Source organism: Jiangella muralis, assembly GCF_001270745.1.
GTDB classification, from domain to species: domain Bacteria; phylum Actinomycetota; class Actinomycetes; order Jiangellales; family Jiangellaceae; genus Jiangella; species Jiangella muralis.
Genome location: NZ_LFXL01000026.1, coordinates 194537 through 210958, shown reverse-complemented (window position 1 = coordinate 210958; position 16422 = coordinate 194537). Strand labels below are relative to the sequence as shown.

At 75.6% G+C, this 16422-nt stretch carries 14 protein-coding genes; 2 read left to right on the top strand and 12 right to left on the bottom strand.

What is annotated here, in order from left to right; genetic code table 11:
* Window positions 1-35: 35 nt before the first annotated feature.
* The 10 genes from ACW62_RS22435 to ACW62_RS22390 all read right to left on the bottom strand — a co-directional run bounded on the left by ACW62_RS22435 (window position 36) and on the right by ACW62_RS22390 (window position 12990).
* Window positions 36-893 (bottom strand): GNAT family N-acetyltransferase, encoded by an 858-nt coding sequence (locus ACW62_RS22435; protein WP_053206324.1) that lies wholly within the window; start codon window positions 891-893, stop codon window positions 36-38.
* Window positions 893-2569, bottom strand: a complete 1677-nt coding sequence (locus ACW62_RS36605) for an ABC-F family ATP-binding cassette domain-containing protein (protein ID WP_053206323.1) — start codon at window positions 2567-2569, stop codon at window positions 893-895. Before ACW62_RS36605 ends, ACW62_RS22435 begins: the two co-directional genes overlap by 1 nt.
* Window positions 2570-2620: 51 nt before the next feature.
* Complete coding sequence (locus ACW62_RS22425; protein WP_053206322.1) at window positions 2621-3040, bottom strand: response regulator; 420 nt, start codon at window positions 3038-3040, stop codon at window positions 2621-2623.
* A 74-nt stretch (window positions 3041-3114) separates the two neighbouring features.
* On the bottom strand, window positions 3115-3789 hold the full coding sequence (locus ACW62_RS22420) for a response regulator transcription factor (RefSeq protein ID WP_053206321.1): 675 nt from the start codon (window positions 3787-3789) through the stop codon (window positions 3115-3117).
* On the bottom strand, window positions 3786-5576 hold the full coding sequence (locus ACW62_RS22415; protein WP_053206320.1) for a sensor histidine kinase: 1791 nt from the start codon (window positions 5574-5576) through the stop codon (window positions 3786-3788). The genes ACW62_RS22420 and ACW62_RS22415 overlap by 4 nt, the downstream gene beginning before the upstream one ends.
* A gap of 13 nt (window positions 5577-5589) precedes the next feature.
* A complete protein-coding gene (locus ACW62_RS22410; protein WP_205629527.1) occupies window positions 5590-8013 on the bottom strand; it encodes an ABC transporter permease in 2424 nt (807 codons plus the stop codon).
* Window positions 7956-10412, bottom strand: a complete 2457-nt coding sequence (locus ACW62_RS22405; RefSeq protein WP_053206318.1) for an ABC transporter permease — start codon at window positions 10410-10412, stop codon at window positions 7956-7958. Before ACW62_RS22405 ends, ACW62_RS22410 begins: the two co-directional genes overlap by 58 nt.
* Window positions 10409-11128, bottom strand: coding sequence for an ABC transporter ATP-binding protein (locus ACW62_RS22400; RefSeq protein WP_053206317.1), 720 nt, complete (start codon window positions 11126-11128; stop codon window positions 10409-10411). The genes ACW62_RS22405 and ACW62_RS22400 overlap by 4 nt, the downstream gene beginning before the upstream one ends.
* Window positions 11125-12474 (bottom strand): adenylate/guanylate cyclase domain-containing protein, encoded by a 1350-nt coding sequence (locus tag ACW62_RS22395; RefSeq protein ID WP_053206316.1) that lies wholly within the window; start codon window positions 12472-12474, stop codon window positions 11125-11127. The genes ACW62_RS22400 and ACW62_RS22395 overlap by 4 nt, the downstream gene beginning before the upstream one ends.
* Before the next feature lie 81 nt (window positions 12475-12555).
* Window positions 12556-12990: a hypothetical protein gene (locus ACW62_RS22390; protein WP_053206315.1), complete on the bottom strand. Its 435-nt coding sequence runs from the start codon at window positions 12988-12990 to the stop codon at window positions 12556-12558.
* A gap of 156 nt (window positions 12991-13146) precedes the next feature.
* Between ACW62_RS22390 and ACW62_RS22385 the strand changes: the two genes are divergently transcribed.
* Window positions 13147-14160, top strand: a complete 1014-nt coding sequence (locus tag ACW62_RS22385; protein ID WP_053206314.1) for a cyclic nucleotide-binding domain-containing protein — start codon at window positions 13147-13149, stop codon at window positions 14158-14160.
* On the top strand, window positions 14157-14987 hold the full coding sequence (locus tag ACW62_RS22380) for an MBL fold metallo-hydrolase (protein ID WP_053206313.1): 831 nt from the start codon (window positions 14157-14159) through the stop codon (window positions 14985-14987). Before ACW62_RS22385 ends, ACW62_RS22380 begins: the two co-directional genes overlap by 4 nt.
* Window positions 14988-15056: 69 nt before the next feature.
* On the opposite strand, the gene ACW62_RS22375 is transcribed toward ACW62_RS22380, so the two are convergent.
* Together ACW62_RS22375 and truA are read right to left on the bottom strand one after the other, a co-directional pair.
* On the bottom strand, window positions 15057-15473 hold the full coding sequence (locus tag ACW62_RS22375) for a hypothetical protein (protein ID WP_157574910.1): 417 nt from the start codon (window positions 15471-15473) through the stop codon (window positions 15057-15059).
* Window positions 15474-15541: 68 nt separating this feature from the next.
* Window positions 15542-16411 (bottom strand): tRNA pseudouridine(38-40) synthase TruA, encoded by an 870-nt coding sequence (gene truA / locus ACW62_RS22370; protein ID WP_053206311.1) that lies wholly within the window; start codon window positions 16409-16411, stop codon window positions 15542-15544.
* Window positions 16412-16422 lie beyond the last annotated feature (11 nt).

The following is a 16422-nucleotide window of genomic DNA, read 5'->3' as shown; positions in this document are numbered from 1 at the left end:
AGCGTCCGCACGGCGCCGGACGCTCACCCATGCCGTCAGCGGCTGAAGGTGTAGGCCGTGACGTCGGCGACGGGCCGGTAGCCGAGGGCGGCGTAGACGCGGTTCGCCGTGGGGTTGGCGAGGTCGGTGAAGAGGGCGCAGCGGTCGGCGCCGGCGTCGAGCACGGCCTGGCTGACCGCCGCCACCAGCACCGACGCGTAGCCGCGGCGACGGCAGCCGGGTGGGGTGTAGACCGGCGCGATGCGAGCGACGCCGCCGACTGTGCGGGAGACGCCCGTGAAGCAGGCCGGGCCGTCGTCGTCCCAGAGCCAGGCGCGCTGCTCGGCGACCAGCTGGCCCACGACACGCTCGGCGACGCTGGCGCCGGGCGCGGCGTTGGACTCGCGCTCGAACGCCAGCGTCCAGTCGACCAGCAGGTCGCGGTCGCCGGGACCGGCGAGCCGGGCGGTTCCGGGCACCGGCCGCGGCGGCACGACGGCGTCGAGCTCGAACAACCGCTGTCTCATCGAGACGGCGACCGTGCCGCCGGTGCGGCCGGCCCACGCCCGGGCGTACGCCGCGGCCTCGTCCGTGGCGCCGGTGACGCCGCTGACGCCGTCGATCCCCGGGCAGCGGTCGAGCATGGCCAGGGCGAGCCGCTCGGCCTCGACCGGCGGTGCGGCGACGTGGACGCGGAACGGCGGCGTCCACACCGCGACGCCGGCCACCCCGCCGGGCGCAGCCCCGCCGGCCACCCCGTCGGCCAGCAGCGCGAACGTGCCGCCGGACCCGCCCCGGCGCTCACGGTCGACGGTGGTGAGCAGCACCGAGCGCAGCACCGGCTCGCGCCGCAGCCACTCGTGCGCCCACTGCCAGAACTCCTCGGCGTCGGTGGTGATCGAGATCTCGCTCATCAACGCACCCGGGTGACGCGGCCCTCGTCCCACACCGGCTCGGGTGCCTCGTAGACGGTGCCGTTGGCGCCGAACACGAGGAAGCGGTCGAAGTCGCGGGCGAACCAGCGGTCGTGGGTGACGGCGAGCACCGTGCCCTCGAACGCCTCGAGCCCGTCCTGCAGCGCCTCGGCCGACACGAGGTCGAGGTTGTCGGTGGGCTCGTCGAGCAGCAGCAGCGTGGCGCCGGACAGCTCGAGCAGCAGGATCTGCAGCCGCGCCTGCTGCCCGCCGGACAAAGACTCGAACGCCTGGTCGGCGGCGTGCGCCAGCTCGTACCGGTCGAGCGCGCGGCTGGCCTCCTCGCGCGCCATGCCGGCCCGCCGTCCGTCGCCGCGGTGCAGGATCTCGAGGAGGGAGCGGCCGACCAGCTCGGGGTGGTCGTGGGTCTGCGCGAACCAGCCCGGCCGCACCCGCGCGCCCAGCCGCGCCATACCGGTGTGGAGGACCGGCGCGATGGGAACGTCGTCGACGGGCTCGTGCTCGGGCTCCGGGTCGGTGCCGCCGGCGGCGAGCAGCCGCAGGAAGTGCGACTTGCCGGAGCCGTTGGAGCCGAGGACGGCGACCCGCTCGCCATACCAGACCTCGAGGTCGAACGGCTTCATCAGGCCGGTCAGCTCCAGCGACTCGCAGATGACGGCGCGCTTGCCGGTGCGCCCGCCGCGCAGCCGCATGCGCAGGTTCTGCTCGCGCGGCTGATCCTCGGGCGGGCCGGCGTCCTCGAACCGGCGCAACCGGGTCTGCGCCGCCTGGTAGCGGGCCGCCATGTCGGAGTTGTAGGCCGCCTTCTGCTTGTACATGAGCACGAGCGCCTTCAGCTTCGCGTGCTCTTCGTCCCAGCGGCGGCGCAGCTCCTCGAGCCGGGCGAACCGCTCGCGCCGGGCCTCGTGATAGCTGCCGAACCCACCCGGGTGCACCCAGGCGGTGTTCCCGGCCGCACCCAGCTCGACGGTGACGACGCGGGTGGCGGTGCGGTGCAGCAGCTCGCGGTCGTGGCTGACGTAGAGCACCGTCTTGGCCGACTCGAGCAGCCGGTCCTCGAGCCACCGCTTGGCCGGCACGTCGAGGAAGTTGTCGGGCTCATCGAGCAACAGCACCTCGTCGGGTCCGCGTAGCAGCGCCTCGAGCACCAGCCGCTTCTGCTCTCCGCCGGACAGCGTCGACACCTCGCGCCAGCGGCAGCGCTCGAACGGGATGCCCAGCGCGGCCGTGGTGCAGACGTCCCACAGCACCTCGGTCTCGTAGCCGCCGGCGTCGGCCCACTCGCCGAGGGCGGCCGCGTACGTCATCTGGGTGGGCTCGTCGTCGCGGTCCATCATGGCCAGCTCGGCAGCGTCGACGGCGGCAGCGGCGGCCCGCACGCGGGGCGGCGCCACCGAGAGCAGGAGGTCGCGGATGTCCTGGGCGTCGCGGGCGACGAACTGCCGCATGACGCCGAGCCCGCCGCTGCGCGTGACGGCGCCGCCGTGCGCTGCGAGGTCGCCGCCGACGATGCGCAGCAGCGTGGTCTTGCCGGACCCGTTCGCCCCGACCAGCGCGACCTTGGCGCCGTCGCCGACCCGGAACGAGACGTCGTCGAGCAGCACCCGCCCGTCGGGGAGGGTGAAGGAGACGGCGTTGAGGTCGACGTGGCCCATGATCCCAGTCTCGCCCCGGCGCGAGCCACGGTCGAGGGGTTTTCGGCGCGCTCAGAACCCGGGGTCGAGCTCGCCGGCCATGACCGCGACCAGGACGTCCGGCGCGAGGTCCTCTTTGTAGACGTAGGCCCGGGCGCCGCTGACGCGGGCGTCCTGCGGCAGGTCGGACGCCGGGTACGTCGACATCAGCAACACGACGGCGTCAGGCACGGCCGCGAGCAGCCGGCGGGTGGCCTCGATGCCGGAGATGCCGGGCAGGTTGATGTCCATCAGCACCAGCGCGGGCCGCAGCGACGCGGCGAGCCGCACCGCGTCCTCGCCGCTGGATGCCTCACCGGCGACCCGGAACCCGGGCGTGGCGCCGACGACGTACCGGGCGACGGACAGGTAGGTCTCCTGATCGTCGACCACGAGGACGTCGACGACGGTGGGCGGAGCCTCGGCGTGGGGGGTGTGCGGACTGCCGGCCATGACACCAGCATCGTCGCCGCCGGGCGCATCCGCCACCCGGTCACCACCCGTCCCGCGGGGGTGCCAGCACCCCGTCAGCGCAGCGAGGCGAGGTACAGCAGGACGGCGCTGACCCGGCGGTGGACGTCGGGCTCAGCGGTGAGGCCGAGCTTGGCGAACAGCGCGTTGATGTGCTTCTCGACGGCGCGCTCGGTGAGCACGAGCGCGGCGGCGACGCCGGCGTTGCTCTTGCCCTGCGCGATCTGCTCGAGCACCTCCAGCTCGCGCCTGGTCAGCCCGGCGAGCGGATCGCCGGGCGGGCGGTTGCCGGCCACCAGCACCTCGACGACACGCGGGTCGACGACGCTGCCGCCGTGGGCCACCTCGCGGACGGCCGCGGCCAGCTGGTCGGGCTCGCTGACCCGCTCCTTGAGCAGGTAGGCGCGCCGCTGCGAGCCGCCGGAGAGCAGCTCCAGCGCGTACGCGGGCGCGGCGTACTGCGACAGCACGACGACGCCGGTCTCGGGCGCGGTCTCACGCAGCCGGGTGGCGGCGCGGATGCCTTCGTCGCTGGAGGTCGGCGGCATGCGGATGTCCGTGACGACGACGTCGGGCCGGTGCTCGTCGACCGCGGCCAGCAGGCCGTCCAGGTCACCTGCCACGCCGACGACCTCGAGGTCGGGGTACAGGCTCAGCACCCGCTGGACGCCCTCGCGCACCAGCAGGGCGTCGTCGGCGACGACGATGCGGACCCGGGCGCCTGTGGTCACGGGTGGGAGCGTACCGGCGTCAGCGCGGCGACGGGCAGCGTTCCGACGACGACGGCGCCGGCGCCCGGCGCGCTGGTGACCGTCAGCTCGCCGCCGAACACGCCGAGGCGGTCGCGCATGTTGACGAAGCCGTGGCTCTCGCCGGTGGCCGCGGGATCGAAGCCGGCGCCGTCGTCGGCCACCTCGAACTCCAGCTCGCCGTCCGCGGACGCGCCGACCCGTACCGTCACCGTCGCGTCGGGTCCGGCATGCTTGCCGGCGTTCTGAAGAGCTTCCAGGCAGCAGAAGTACACCGCGGCCTCGGCCTCCGGCGAGTAGCGCGGGACGCCGTCGGCCTCGACCCGGACGGGGATCGTGGCGCGTCCGGCGGCGGTGCGGAGCGCCTCGCCGAGGCCGTGCTCGCGCAGCAGCGGCGGGTAGATGCCGTGCGCCAGCTCGCGCAGTTCGGTCAGTGTCTCCTGGACGTCGGTGCGCAGCTCCTCCAGCAGCGCCGCCGCGTCGCCCGTCGCCAGCCGCCTGGCCAGGCCCAGCTTCACCGCCAGCGCGACCAGCCGCTGCTGCGCGCCGTCGTGCAGGTTGCGCTCGATCTGCCGCCTGGACGCGTCGGCGGCGGACACGATGCGGGCCCGCGACGCCTGTAGCTCGGCGTTGCGGTGGCGCAGCTCCTCCAGCGACGCCTGCAGCGCGGAGTCGAGGCGGACGTTGTGCAGCGCCAGGCCGACCTGCCGGGCGAGGTCGGCCAGGACGCGGTCGTCGTCGTCGCTGAACGGCCGGTCGTCGGCGGAGCGGACCACGACCAGCAGCCCCAGCAGCCGGCCCAGGTGCGTGACAGACGCGACGCGCACCGATCGACGTGCGTTCGCCGATGAGGTAGGCATGACCCGCCCGGCCCGGGTGGGGCCCACCCTATGGGCGGGCACCGACAACGTCGGCGCGCTTTCGCCCGACGCACCTCCGCCCGGCCCGGCCTCGCCGCCCGGCGCACCTCCGCCCGGCTCGCCGTCGCCGACCGGAGCCGGGCCGCCCGGGCCGCCCGGCCCGCCGGGCTCGCCCGTTCCCGGCCCGCCCGCGTCGGCCAGCAGCGACGGCAGCCACATCGCCGCCCACGCGTTGCCGGACACGCGGGCCCGGCTGACGGCGGCCAGCTCGGGACCGGCGAGGGTCAGCCGGCCGTGGCCGCGTTCGGGCACCGAGACGGTTCGTTCGAGGACGCCGTCCTCGCCGGTCCAGACCTCGGCGCCGACCGGGCCGAGGGTGGAGCGCAGTGTCTCGGCCAGTTGCAGCAGCAGCTCGTCCATCGGGACGGCGCGGGTCATGCGGGAGCCGAAGGTCTCCAGCGCGGACGACGCGGGTCGCTGCGGGCGGCCGGCCCACTGCTCGGCGAGCTCGTGCAGCCGCCCGCGCACCGGCTCGGCCAGCACGACCGCCGTCAGCGCGGCCAGCATCGAGAACGCCAAGACGCCCTGCCCGTCGTCGTCGACCTCGCCGCCGAGGCCGATCACGACGACCAGGTAGACGGCGAGCACCATCAGCGCCAGGCCGCAGAACACCAGCGTCGGCCCGGCGCCGGCGCCCGCGCGGCGTCGCAGCCGGGGCACGGCCGCCGCCACCACGGCGACCGGGACCGCGGCCAGCCCGAGCAGCGCCCAGGGCAGCAGCTCGCCGGGCAGGTCGATCAGCGTCCGCAGCGCCCACACCACGAGAGCGACGGCGACGGCCACCAGCGCCGCCCATCCGGCCCACAGCGCGACGTCGCGCCGGTTCCGCGCGTGCACCGAACCGTTCACCCCGCCCACCTCCTCACTCCGCCCTCAGCACGGAACTCACCCGCAACGACGCCGCCCGCTGCGACGGCCACGCGGCCAGCAGGTTCGCCGCCACCAGGGCGACCGGCGGCACCAGTGCCAGCGCCAGCGCGTCCACCGGCGGCACGTACAGCAGCGGCGTGGTGTCGGCGACGTATCGCCACACCACCCGGCCGAGCGCGACACCTAGCGGGACGCCGATCAGCAGCCCGGCCAGCGCCAGGACGCTGGCCTGCGTGGTCACGACGGCGCGCGACTGCCGCCGGGTCAGCCCGACGGCGCGCAGCACGGCCAGCTCGTGCCGGCGACGGCGCACGGCGGTGGCCAGGGCGTGCCCGACCGCGCCGAGCGCCAGCACGGCCAGGAACCCGGCCAGCACCACGGGCAGGGTCCGGATCTGCCGGATCTCCGCGACCGGGGTGGGCACTTCCGGCGGGGCGAACCCGACGCCGGTGGTCTCGGCCAGCCGGGCGGCGACGGCCGCCGGGTCGGCGCCGGGACGCAGCTCGACGTGCGCCTCGTGGAACTTGACGTCACCGGCGAACAGCGCGTCGTAGCCGTCGCGGGTGGCCCAGGAGCCGGTCGTGTAGTCGTTGTGCGAGCCGTCGGGCAGGTACGCGATGCCGGTGACGGTGGCGCTGCCGGTCCCGCGGGTCGCCACCAGGTCGACGCGGTCGCCGACGCCCGCTCCGGCGGCCGCAGCCGTCGCCGGGGCGAGCACGATCTCGTCCGCCCGCTCCGGCATCCGGCCGTCCAGGACGACGACGTCCGGCACGCCGTCGCCGACCGGCGCGTAGGCGTAGACCGCGGCGGACACCCCGCCGATCTCCGCCGCGCCGATGCGGGCGTCGTTGACGGCGACGACGTCGGGGTCGGCGGCGGCCGCGGCCAGCACGTCGGAAGCCGGCGGCACGTCCTCGCCGTCGTCGAGGTAGGCCAGCAGCTGGTGGGTCTGGCCGAAGGTGCGCAGGTCGCCGGTCGCGCCGTCGACGCCGCTGGAGAACGTGAACGCCGCGAGCACGCCGGCCACCCCTGTGACCGCGCCCAGCAGCGCGGGCCGCACGGGCACCGCCTGGCGGCCGCGGCCGGGCTCCAGCGCGAACCGGGTGCCGACGACCACGGGCACCGGCATCCCCGCGGCGGCGACGGCGCTCGCGACGGCCGAGCGGCGGCGGTGCGGCGCCGACCGGGCCGCGCGCACGGCCAGGACGGCCGCCGCGACGGCCGCGACGGCCACCAGCGCCGGCACCGCGAGCAGGCCGATGCCCAGGACCGGGACGTCGGCATCGACGCCGGGGGCGGGCTCCAGCGTCGCCGCGGAGCCGATCGGGAACCACCGGGACGCCGCCACCGCGCCGGCCGCGCCGAGCACCGCGCCCGCGGCCGCCGCCAGCACGGGCCCGAGCGGCGCGGCCGCGACCACCTGCCGCGGCAGCATGCCCACGCCCCGCAGCGCCTGCAGGTCCGCGACCGACGCGGCGACGTAGCGCGCGACCGGCTGCCCCACCAGGAACACCGCGGCGGCGGCCGCGACCGCCGCGAACACCAGGAGCGCGTCGGCCTCGAACCCGGTGACGTCGCGGGCGTGCTGGTGGAACGCCTCGCCCAGGTTCCAGACGTCGACCGTGCGGCCGGTGAGCCGCTCCAGCTCGGCCTGGAACGCCGGGATGGCCGCGGCGCCACCGTCCAGCCGGGCGATCGCGTTGAACAGCTCGGTCGGCGAGCCGGCGCCCAGCTCGGCCGGATACCGCTCGTACAGCCCGGCCGACGATGTCAGCAACCCCTGGCCGCCGAGGCCGTCGCCGTGCCAGAACGACCGGACGACGCCGACGATCCGCGCCTCGACGACGGGCCCGTCCGGCGGCAGCGACGGATCGGCCCGGAAGGCGGCGAACGACTCGGGCCGGAACAGCCGGATCGTCACGGTGTCGCCGACGTCCAGGCCGTAGATCTCGACGAAGCGCGGCGTCACCGTCGCCTCGTCGGCGCGGTGCGGGTCGGGCAGCCGCCCGGCGAGGACGACCGGCCGCTCCACCGTGACCATGGTGTCCGGGCCGACGGCGCCGCCCAGCGAGTCGGCCGGCACGCCGTCGACGGCATACGGGGCGCCGCCGAACGTGGACAACGCGGCCACCCCGGGCAACTGCCGCACCGCGGCCCAGTCGAAGCCGGGCTGGTTCGGCAGGATCGCGAGGTCCGCGGGCAGCGTCCGCTCCAGCAGGCGGTCGACGGCGCTCTCGCCGCGCCGGGCGCCCGCGACCGCCGTCAGCACCGTCCCCGCGGCCAGCGCCACCAGCAGCGCCAGCACCAGCAAGGACCGCCACCGGCGGCGCAGCTCCAGCCGCAGCCACGCCGCCGCCATCACTCCGCCCTCAGCACGGAACCCACCCGCAACGACGCGGCCCGGTGCGACGGCCATGCGGCCAGCAGGTTCGCCGCCAGCAGCGCCAGCGGCACGATCAGCAGCAGCGCCAGCGCCGCCAGCGGGGCGACGTAGAGCAGCGGCGTCGTGTCGGCGACGTAGCGCCAGACGGTCCGGCCCAGCGCCAGGCCGAGCGGCACCCCGACCGCCAGCCCCACCAACGCGAGCAGGCTGGCCTGGGTGACGACGACGCCGCGGGACTGCCAGCGGGTCATGCCCAGCGCCCGCAGCACCGCGACCTCGTGCCGGCGACGGCGCACGGCGGTGGCCAGCGCGTGCCCCACGGCGCCCAGCGCGAGCACCGTCAGGAACCCGGCCAGGAACACCGGCAGCGTCCGGACCTGGCGCAGTTCCGCGAGCCGGCTGGGCGGCTCGGCCGGGGTGACGACGTCGGTGACGGACTCGGGCGGCGCGCCGGTGGCCGCGGCGATCACCGGCACCACGGCGGCCTCCAGCCGCTCGGTCACCGCCGCCGGGTCGGCGCCGGGCGTCAGCCCGAGCAGCACGAGGTGGTACTTGAACGCCGGCGACACCGTGCTGGCCGGGTCGAACAGCGTGTCGTAGCCGGCGCCGGAGACCCAGCCGCCGGTGACGTAGTTGTTGTGCGGGCCCTCCGGCACGAACGCCAGGCCGGTGACGGTGAACTCGCGGTCGCCCGCGGTTCCGGCCATCGTCACGACGTCGCCGACGCCCACGCCCATCGCGTCGGCGCTGCCGGGCGCCAGCGCCACCTCGCCCGGCTGCTCCGGCGCCCGGCCGTCGACCAGCACCGGCCGCAGCGGCTCGCGTCCGGCCTGGTCCAGCGTGAACAGCGTGACCGGCCGGTTCTCGACGGCCGCGACCGCGATGCGGGTGTCGTTGACGACCCGCACGTCCGGGTCGTCGGCCATGACCTGCATGACCTGGTCTCCAGGTACGAAGTCCTGGCCGGCGTCGCCGACGAACGACGTCAGCTGGTACACCTGCCCGAACCGCTCCGGGTGGCCGGCCGCGTCGGCGACGCCGCTGGAGAAGGTGAACGCCGCGATGACGCCGAGCACCCCGACGACGGCCCCCACCAGCGCCGGGCGCACCGGGACCGCCTGCCGGCCGCGGCCGGGCTCCAGCGCGAACCGCGCGCCGACGACCACCGGCACCGGCGCGCCCGCACGCCGGGCGGCGGCCGCGAGCGCCGACGACCGCGCGCGGCGGGCCGTCCGGGTCGAGCGCAGCGCCAGCCGCGCGGCAAGGCCTGCGCCGGCCGCGGCCAGCAGCACCGTCACCGTCCCGACCACGCCGATGACCAGCGGGTCGACGTCGATGCCCGGGTCCGGTTCGTACAGCGAGGCGGTGCCGATCGGGAACCAGTACGACGCCACCACCGCGGCACCCGCGCCCAGCAGCGTGCCGACGACGGCGGCGCCGACCGGGCCCGCCGCCGCGGCCACGCCGGCCTGCCCCGCCGTCATCCCCAGGGCCCGCCCGACCTGCAGCTCGGCCGCCGCCGACGCCGCGTACCGGGCCACCGCCTGGCCGACGAGGAAGATCGCCGCCGCACCCGCCGCCAGCGCGAACGCCTGCAGCGCGTCGGCCTCGAACCGGGTGACCGAGCTCAGGTGCCGGCCGTCCTCGGCGACGTCCATGAAGTCGATGTCGCTGCGCCCGCTGACCTCCCGCAGGGCGGCCTTGAACGCCGGAATCGCGGCCTCGCCCCCGTGCAGCCGCACCAACGCGTTCAGCTCGCCCTGGCCGGACGCGCCGAGCAGGTTCGCGGGGTACTGGGCGAACAGGCCCGGCGACGGCGACATCCCGCCCTCCTCGTCGCCGACGGCCTCGCTGAACCACGGCGACCGGATGATCCCGACGATGGTGGCGTGCACCACCGGGCCGTCCGGCTCCGGCAGCGTCGAGGCGAACTTCAGCCCGTCCTGCGTCTGCGGCGTGAACAGCCGCAGCGTGAGGGCGTCGCCGACGCCCAGCCCGTAGGTCTCCTCGAACCGCGGGCTCACGACGACCTCGTCGGCCCGTGCGGGGTCGGGCAGCCGGCCGTCGAGGACGACCGGGCGCTCGATGGTCCGGAACACCTCGTCGTCGCCGGGCGGGAAGCCGGCCCCGTAGAAGTCCGGCGGTAGCTCCTCGACCACGTACGAGCCGGTCAGCACGAACGTCGTCAGCGCCTCGACGTCGGGCAGCGCGCGCACCGCGTCCCAGTTGAAGCCCGGCTGGTTCGGGAGGACGGCGATGGTGGCCGGCAGCGTCCGCTCCATCAACCGGTCGACGGCGGTCGAGCCGCGCCGGGCGCCGGACAGCGCCGTCATGACCGTCCCCGCGGCCAGCGCCACCAGCAGCGCCATGACCAGCAGCGACCGCCACCGGCGCCGGGTGTCCAGCCGCAGCCAGGCGCGGACTGCGGTCACGGCGCGCGCTCCTCCACTACGGACGCGGCCGGCGCCGTGCCGACCGGGACACCGTCGATGCGGCCGTCGCGCATGCGCACCACCCGGGACGCCCCGGCGGCGACGTCGGCCGAGTGGGTGACCATGAGAATGGTCTGCCCGTCGCCGTGCAACCGGCGGAACAGCTCCAGGATCTCCGCGCCGCCCTCGCTGTCCAGCGCGCCGGTCGGCTCGTCGGCGAGCAGCACGGCCGGCTCGTTGACCAGCGCGCGGGCGATCGCCAGCCGCTGCCGCTGCCCGCCGGAGAGCACCGACGGCAACTGCTCGGTGCGGTCACCCAGACCCAGCAGGTCGAGCAGGTCACGGGCGCGCGACTCGGCCGCCTTGCGGCGCAGCCCGCCCAGGATCGCCGGCAACGCGATGTTGTCCAGCGCCGAGACCCCCTCGAGCAGGTTGAAGAACTGGAACACGATGCCGACGTGGTGCCGGCGGAACCGGGCCAGCCAGTTCTCGTCGCGGCCACTCACCACCAGCTCGTCCACGACCACCACGCCCTCGTCGGGCTGGTCCAGCCCGGCGAAGATGTTCAACAGGGTCGACTTCCCGCACCCCGACGGCCCCATCAGCGCGACGAACTCGCCACGGTCCACCCGCAGGTCGACGCCGCGCAACGCCCGGACGGGCGCCAGCTCCGCCTCGAACGTCCGGCGGACCCCCTGAGCCAGCAGTGCGGTCATCGCGTGTACTCCTCCACCTCGTCCGGCGTGGCGGCGGGCGCGAGCACCCGGCACGCCGTCACCGCGGCGTCACGACCCTTGACCCGGACCGGGTCGAGCCGCTGGAACGTCCACGCCGGCGCGGCCGCCGCGGTGGCCGCGCTGGCCACCGTCGTCCCGGCCGGGCGGGCCAGGTCCTGCAGGCGTTGCGCCAGGTTCACGATGTCGCCGACCAGCGTGTACTCCAGCCGCTCGTCGCTGCCGAGCAGCGCGGCGGCCACCTCGCCGGTGGACAGGCCGATGCCCATGCCGAACGGCTCCAGCCCCTCGGCCGCCCACTGGGTGTCGACGGCGGCCTGCCGCCGATGCATGTCGTGCGCGGCCTGGAGCGCCCGCTCAGCGTGGTCCGCCTGCGGGAACGGCGCCCCGAAGACCGCCATGACGGCGTCTCCCACGTACTGCATCACGGTGCCCCCTTGGTCGAGGATGGCACCGTTCATGGCCCGGCGGTGCGCATTCAGCTGCCGGGCCAGGCTGGACGGGTCGGCCCGCTCGGCGATGCCGGAGTAGCCGCGCACGTCCGACATCAGCACGGTGACGATCAGCCGATCGGTGCGGGCGACGGCGCCGGGGTCGTCACGCAGCTTGTCGGCGAGGCCCGACGGCAGCAGCCGGGTGAGCGTCTCGCCCTGCTCCTCGCGCTCCAGGATCGCCGTGTGCAGCCTGCGTAGCCGCTCCAGCGCGCCCCGGACGCCGGAGCTGGCGTCGCGGGCGAGGTGCAGGAACAGCTCCTCGACGGCGTGGTCGACGGCCTCCGGCGTGCTGCGCAGGTTCGCGGCCATCGCCTTGACGGCGCGCCCCTCGGCCACCATGGTGAGCAGCCGTTCCTCGTCGGCGGACAGGCCGGCGCCGCCCCGTGCCGGTGCCACGAGGGCCTGCACGATCTCCGGGTCCAGCATGGAACCCCCCGCCGCGACCTCGCGGACCGCCCGGGCCAGCCGGTCGCCGTCCGCGACGCGCTCCTTGAGCAAGTATGCGTAGCCGGCGGCGCCCTGGGCCAGCAGTGCGACCGCGTATTCCGGGTCGTCGTACTGCGACAGCACCACGATCCCGGTGCCCGGGAGCCGCTTGCGGACCTCCTTGGCCGCCTCGATGCCCTCGTCGGCGAAGCGCGGCGGCATCCGGATGTCGGTGACGACGACCTGCGGGCGGTGCTCGACCGCCTGTGCGACGAGCCCGTCGTAGTCCTCGGCCGTCGCGACCACGTCCACGTCGCCGGCGACCCGCAGCAGTGCCCGCACCCCCTCGCGGACGAGCAGGTTGTCGTCCGCGAGGAGCACGGTGATGCGAGCGCCGGCTGAGGTCATGCGGCCATGACACTCCTACCGGCGCGAACGCGCCAGTGCGGCAGCCACCCGAATGCGACGGGGTGCCAGCACCCCTGCCCCCTAGCGGCTGGGTGCCCGCAAGGTGGCGAGGCCGACGATCCAGCCGGCGAAGATGCCGTAGGTGGCGCCGGACGAGATCAGCGCGAACACGGCCGGCGCGGAGGCGTCGCTCTGGATCAGCCCCATGATCAGCCCGGCGGCGGCCCCGGCGAACACGACGCTGGCCCAGCCGGTGAGCAGCTGAGCGCCCGCGTTGCCGGTGCGCGGCCAGGCCAGCGCGGTCAGGAACGCCGCCGTGAGGACGACCACCAGCACCGCGCGCAGCACCATCGCGAGGACGTCGCGGGCCGGCGCGTCGAGGGTGAAGTCCCAGGACGGCCAGGCGAGGATGGACAGGAACAGGTCGAGCGCGCCCGTGCCGGTCGCATTGTCGCGGGCCCAGTCACCGAACGGCGGGCTGCCGAACACGAAGACCAGGACGAGCACCGCGATCACGCCGGAGGCGGTCGTCGTCCGAAACCGCGTCGAGACTCCCATACGTCAAGAAATACCCCACGATGATCGTGCTCATGCGCAGGCGTGCCAGCACCCCTCCCGACCGGCCTGCTTGCACCCTGCCCACCGGCGCCGCCGCTCCCTAGCGTGAACAGCATGAACACACGTATCGAGGCCACGGCCACCACACTCTCCTGGATTCCGTCCGAGGCGGTCACCGGACTCACCAAGGCCGCCTTCGAGACCGGCTTCACCCACTACGACCCGCCGCCGCCCGACGTCGTCGAGGATCTCGGCGGGCTGCGCGCCGCGGACCGGTTCCGGTACGCGAACGTGCTGGCCGGCTGGGCCGAGGTCGCAGACGGGCGGATCGTCCGGGCCGGCTACGGCGCCGCCGCCGGAGTGGAGATGGGGTCGACGACGGTGCGGATCGGGCGGCTCGGGGCGACGTTCGCCGCGGTCGCGCTGCCGGTCCTGCGTCGCGACCCGGAGTACCTGGCCGACGGCAGCGTGCGGCTGACGCAGACCTGCGGCGGCCGGACCGCGCTGCCCGCGCCGCGCGCCGTCCCGCACCCGCCGTTCGTCCAGCTACGCTCGCCGCTGGTGTGGACGACGCTGACGCTGACCCTCCACCCGGACGGCCGGTCCGAGCCGGGCCTGCCCGGCGCCAGCGCGTTCCCGCGGCACTGGGTCTACGACGACGCCGGGGCGCTCGTGCGCAAGTCCGGCCTCACCGACTACTCGGCGTGGGCCGCGCACTCGTTCGGCTCGCGGACGCCGTGGGGCGACGAGGACTCGCCGGCGCTGAGCGTCGAGGTCGAGAGCGCCGCCGAGCGGGTGCTGTCGCGGCTGCTGATGACCGGCGCCGGCAAGCCGCGCATCCGCACGCTCGCCGACGGCGACCTGCTGACGCTGCAGGGCGCGCCCGGCGACGAGCTGTACCTGCTGCTCGACGGCGTGCTGCGGGTCGAGGTCGACGGGCAGCGGCTGGCCGAGGTCGGGCCGGGCGCGGTGCTCGGCGAGCGGGCCGTCCTGGAGGGCGGGCGGCGGACGTCGACGCTGGTCGCCGTCACCCCCGTGCGGGTGGCCGTGGCCCCGTCGGCGGCGATCGACCGCGAGCGGCTGGCCGAGCTGGCCGGCTCGCACCGCCGGGAGGATGTCCCGGCGTGAGGATCGTCCTGCACGGCGTCCGCGGCTCGACGCCAGCGCCCGGAGCCGCGTTCGTGCGGACCGGCGGCCACACGTCGTGCGTCTCGGTGACCGTGCGGAACGAGTCGGCGCCACGGCTGGTGCTGGACGCCGGCACCGGGCTCGCCAATCTGACGGCGCTACTGGGGGGCGCGCCGTACCGCGGCGACCTGGTGCTCAGCCACCTGCACTGGGACCACGTGCAAGGGCTGCCGTTCTTCCGCTCCGGCGACGTGTCCGGCGCGGACGTGCGGCTGAGGCTGCCCGCGCAGTCCGTCGCGTCGCCGTCGGTGCCGGGGTCGGCCGCGGCGCTGCTGAGCCGGGCGATGTCACCGCCGCACTTCCCCATCGGGCCGGACGGGCTGGCCGGACGGTGGCGGTTCGACGCATGCGACGCCGGCTGGTTCGCGGCCGGCGGGGCGCGGGTGCGGCTCGCGGACATCCCGCACAAGGGCGGGCGCACGTTCGGGATCCGGGTCGAGGCGGACGGCGCCTCTTTCGCCTACCTGCCCGACCACGCCGCCGGCGCCGGTGACGGGCCCGCCGCAGACCTCGTCCGCGGCGTCGACCTGCTGCTGCACGACGCGCAGTTCTCCGACGCCGAACGGTACTGGGCCGAGGCGTACGGTCATTCGACCGTCGGCGACGCCATCGCGCTGGCCGCCCGCGCCCGGGTCGGCCGGCTGGTGCTGATCCACCACGCGCCCGCCCGCCCCGACGACGAGGTGGACGAGCTGGCCGCGAAGTACGCCGCGGCCGCCCCGCTCCCCGTCACCGCCGGCCGCGAGGGCGACGTGCTGGAGCTGTGAGCCGGGCCGTCGGTGATCATCCAGGAAATGTGGTGTCAGGACACCTCGTTCCTTGGATGGTCACGAGCGCTACTGGATGCCGTGGCGGCGCAGAATGGCCTCGATGTCCTCGAGCTCGGGGTCGCCGGACGCCTGCTGCTTCTTGCCCTTCTTCGGGCCGGCGTCGACCGCGCCCTTCGGGGCCGGGCCGGACTCGCCGACCGCACTGGGCTTGGCGGAGTCCTTCGGGACCTCGAGCTTCTGCCCCGTCACGAACAGCAGGCCGGCCACCGCCAGCATGCCGACGCCGATCCAGGCCATGGGCGAGAGCACCAGGCCGACGACGAAGCCGACGATGCCGATGGCGGAGGCGCCCATGAGCAGGAATCCGCCCGCCGCCATCTGCAGCGAGGCGGCCCAGCCCTTGGCCCGTGCCTGTCGCACGGACAGCACGACAAGTCCGAGCCCCAGAATGGCTACGGCAATCTCGATCGCATCGGTGAACACTCCTCCAGGCTACGCGTCCGGGCCGCGTTTGCCCTCAGGGATCTCCCCGACCTTCCCCCCGCACGGGGTCAGCGCAGCGTGCGGACGTTGCGGGCGACGGCCGCGCGGGTGGCCAGCTCGGCGTCGGGCGGATAGCCGACGGCCTCGAGCGTCAGGCCGTGCGGCGGGATGACGACGACGCCGGGGTCGCGCGCGCCGGCCGCGAGCACCGTCGCCGGCCAGTCGACCGGCCGCCGGCCGTCGCCGACGAGCAGCAGGGCGCCGATCATCGCGCGCACCTGGTTGTGGCAGAACGCGTCGGCCTCGACGGTCGCGACGGCCAGCCCGTCGGCCGAGCGCGACCACGCCAAAACGCGCAGCTCGCGGATCGTCGTCGCGCCCTCCCGGGGCCGGCAGTACGCCGCGAAGTCGTGCTCGCCGAGCAGCCCGGCGGCCGCGGCGTTCATCGCGTCGACGTCGAGCGGGCGGTCGTGCCAGAGAACGAACGAGCGCAGCAGCGGGTCGGCGCCGTACGGGGTGTCGGCGACGCGGTAGCGGTAGCGGCGCCAGACGGCGGAGAAGCGGGCGTCGAAGCCGGCCGGCGCCTCGGCGACACCGTGCACCCGGACGTCGCCCGGCAGCACTCCGGCCAGCCGCCGCGTCAGCGCGACCGCCGGCGGATGGTCCGACCGGCCGGGCGCCGCCGCCCATGCCGTCACCGGGACGTCGACGTGGCAGACCTGGCCGCGGGCGTGCACCCCGGCGTCAGTGCGCCCGGCGACGGTGAGCCGCGGCGGGTCGATGCGCAGCACCCGGCCCAGCGCCTCCTCGAGCACGCCCTGGACGGTGCGCCGGCCGGGCTGCGCGGCCCAGCCGGAGAAGTCGGTCCCGTCGTAGGCGAGGTCGAGCCGCACACGCAGCAGCCCGCCGACCCCAGGCGTGGGATCGGCGGGCTGCATGACGTGCGGTG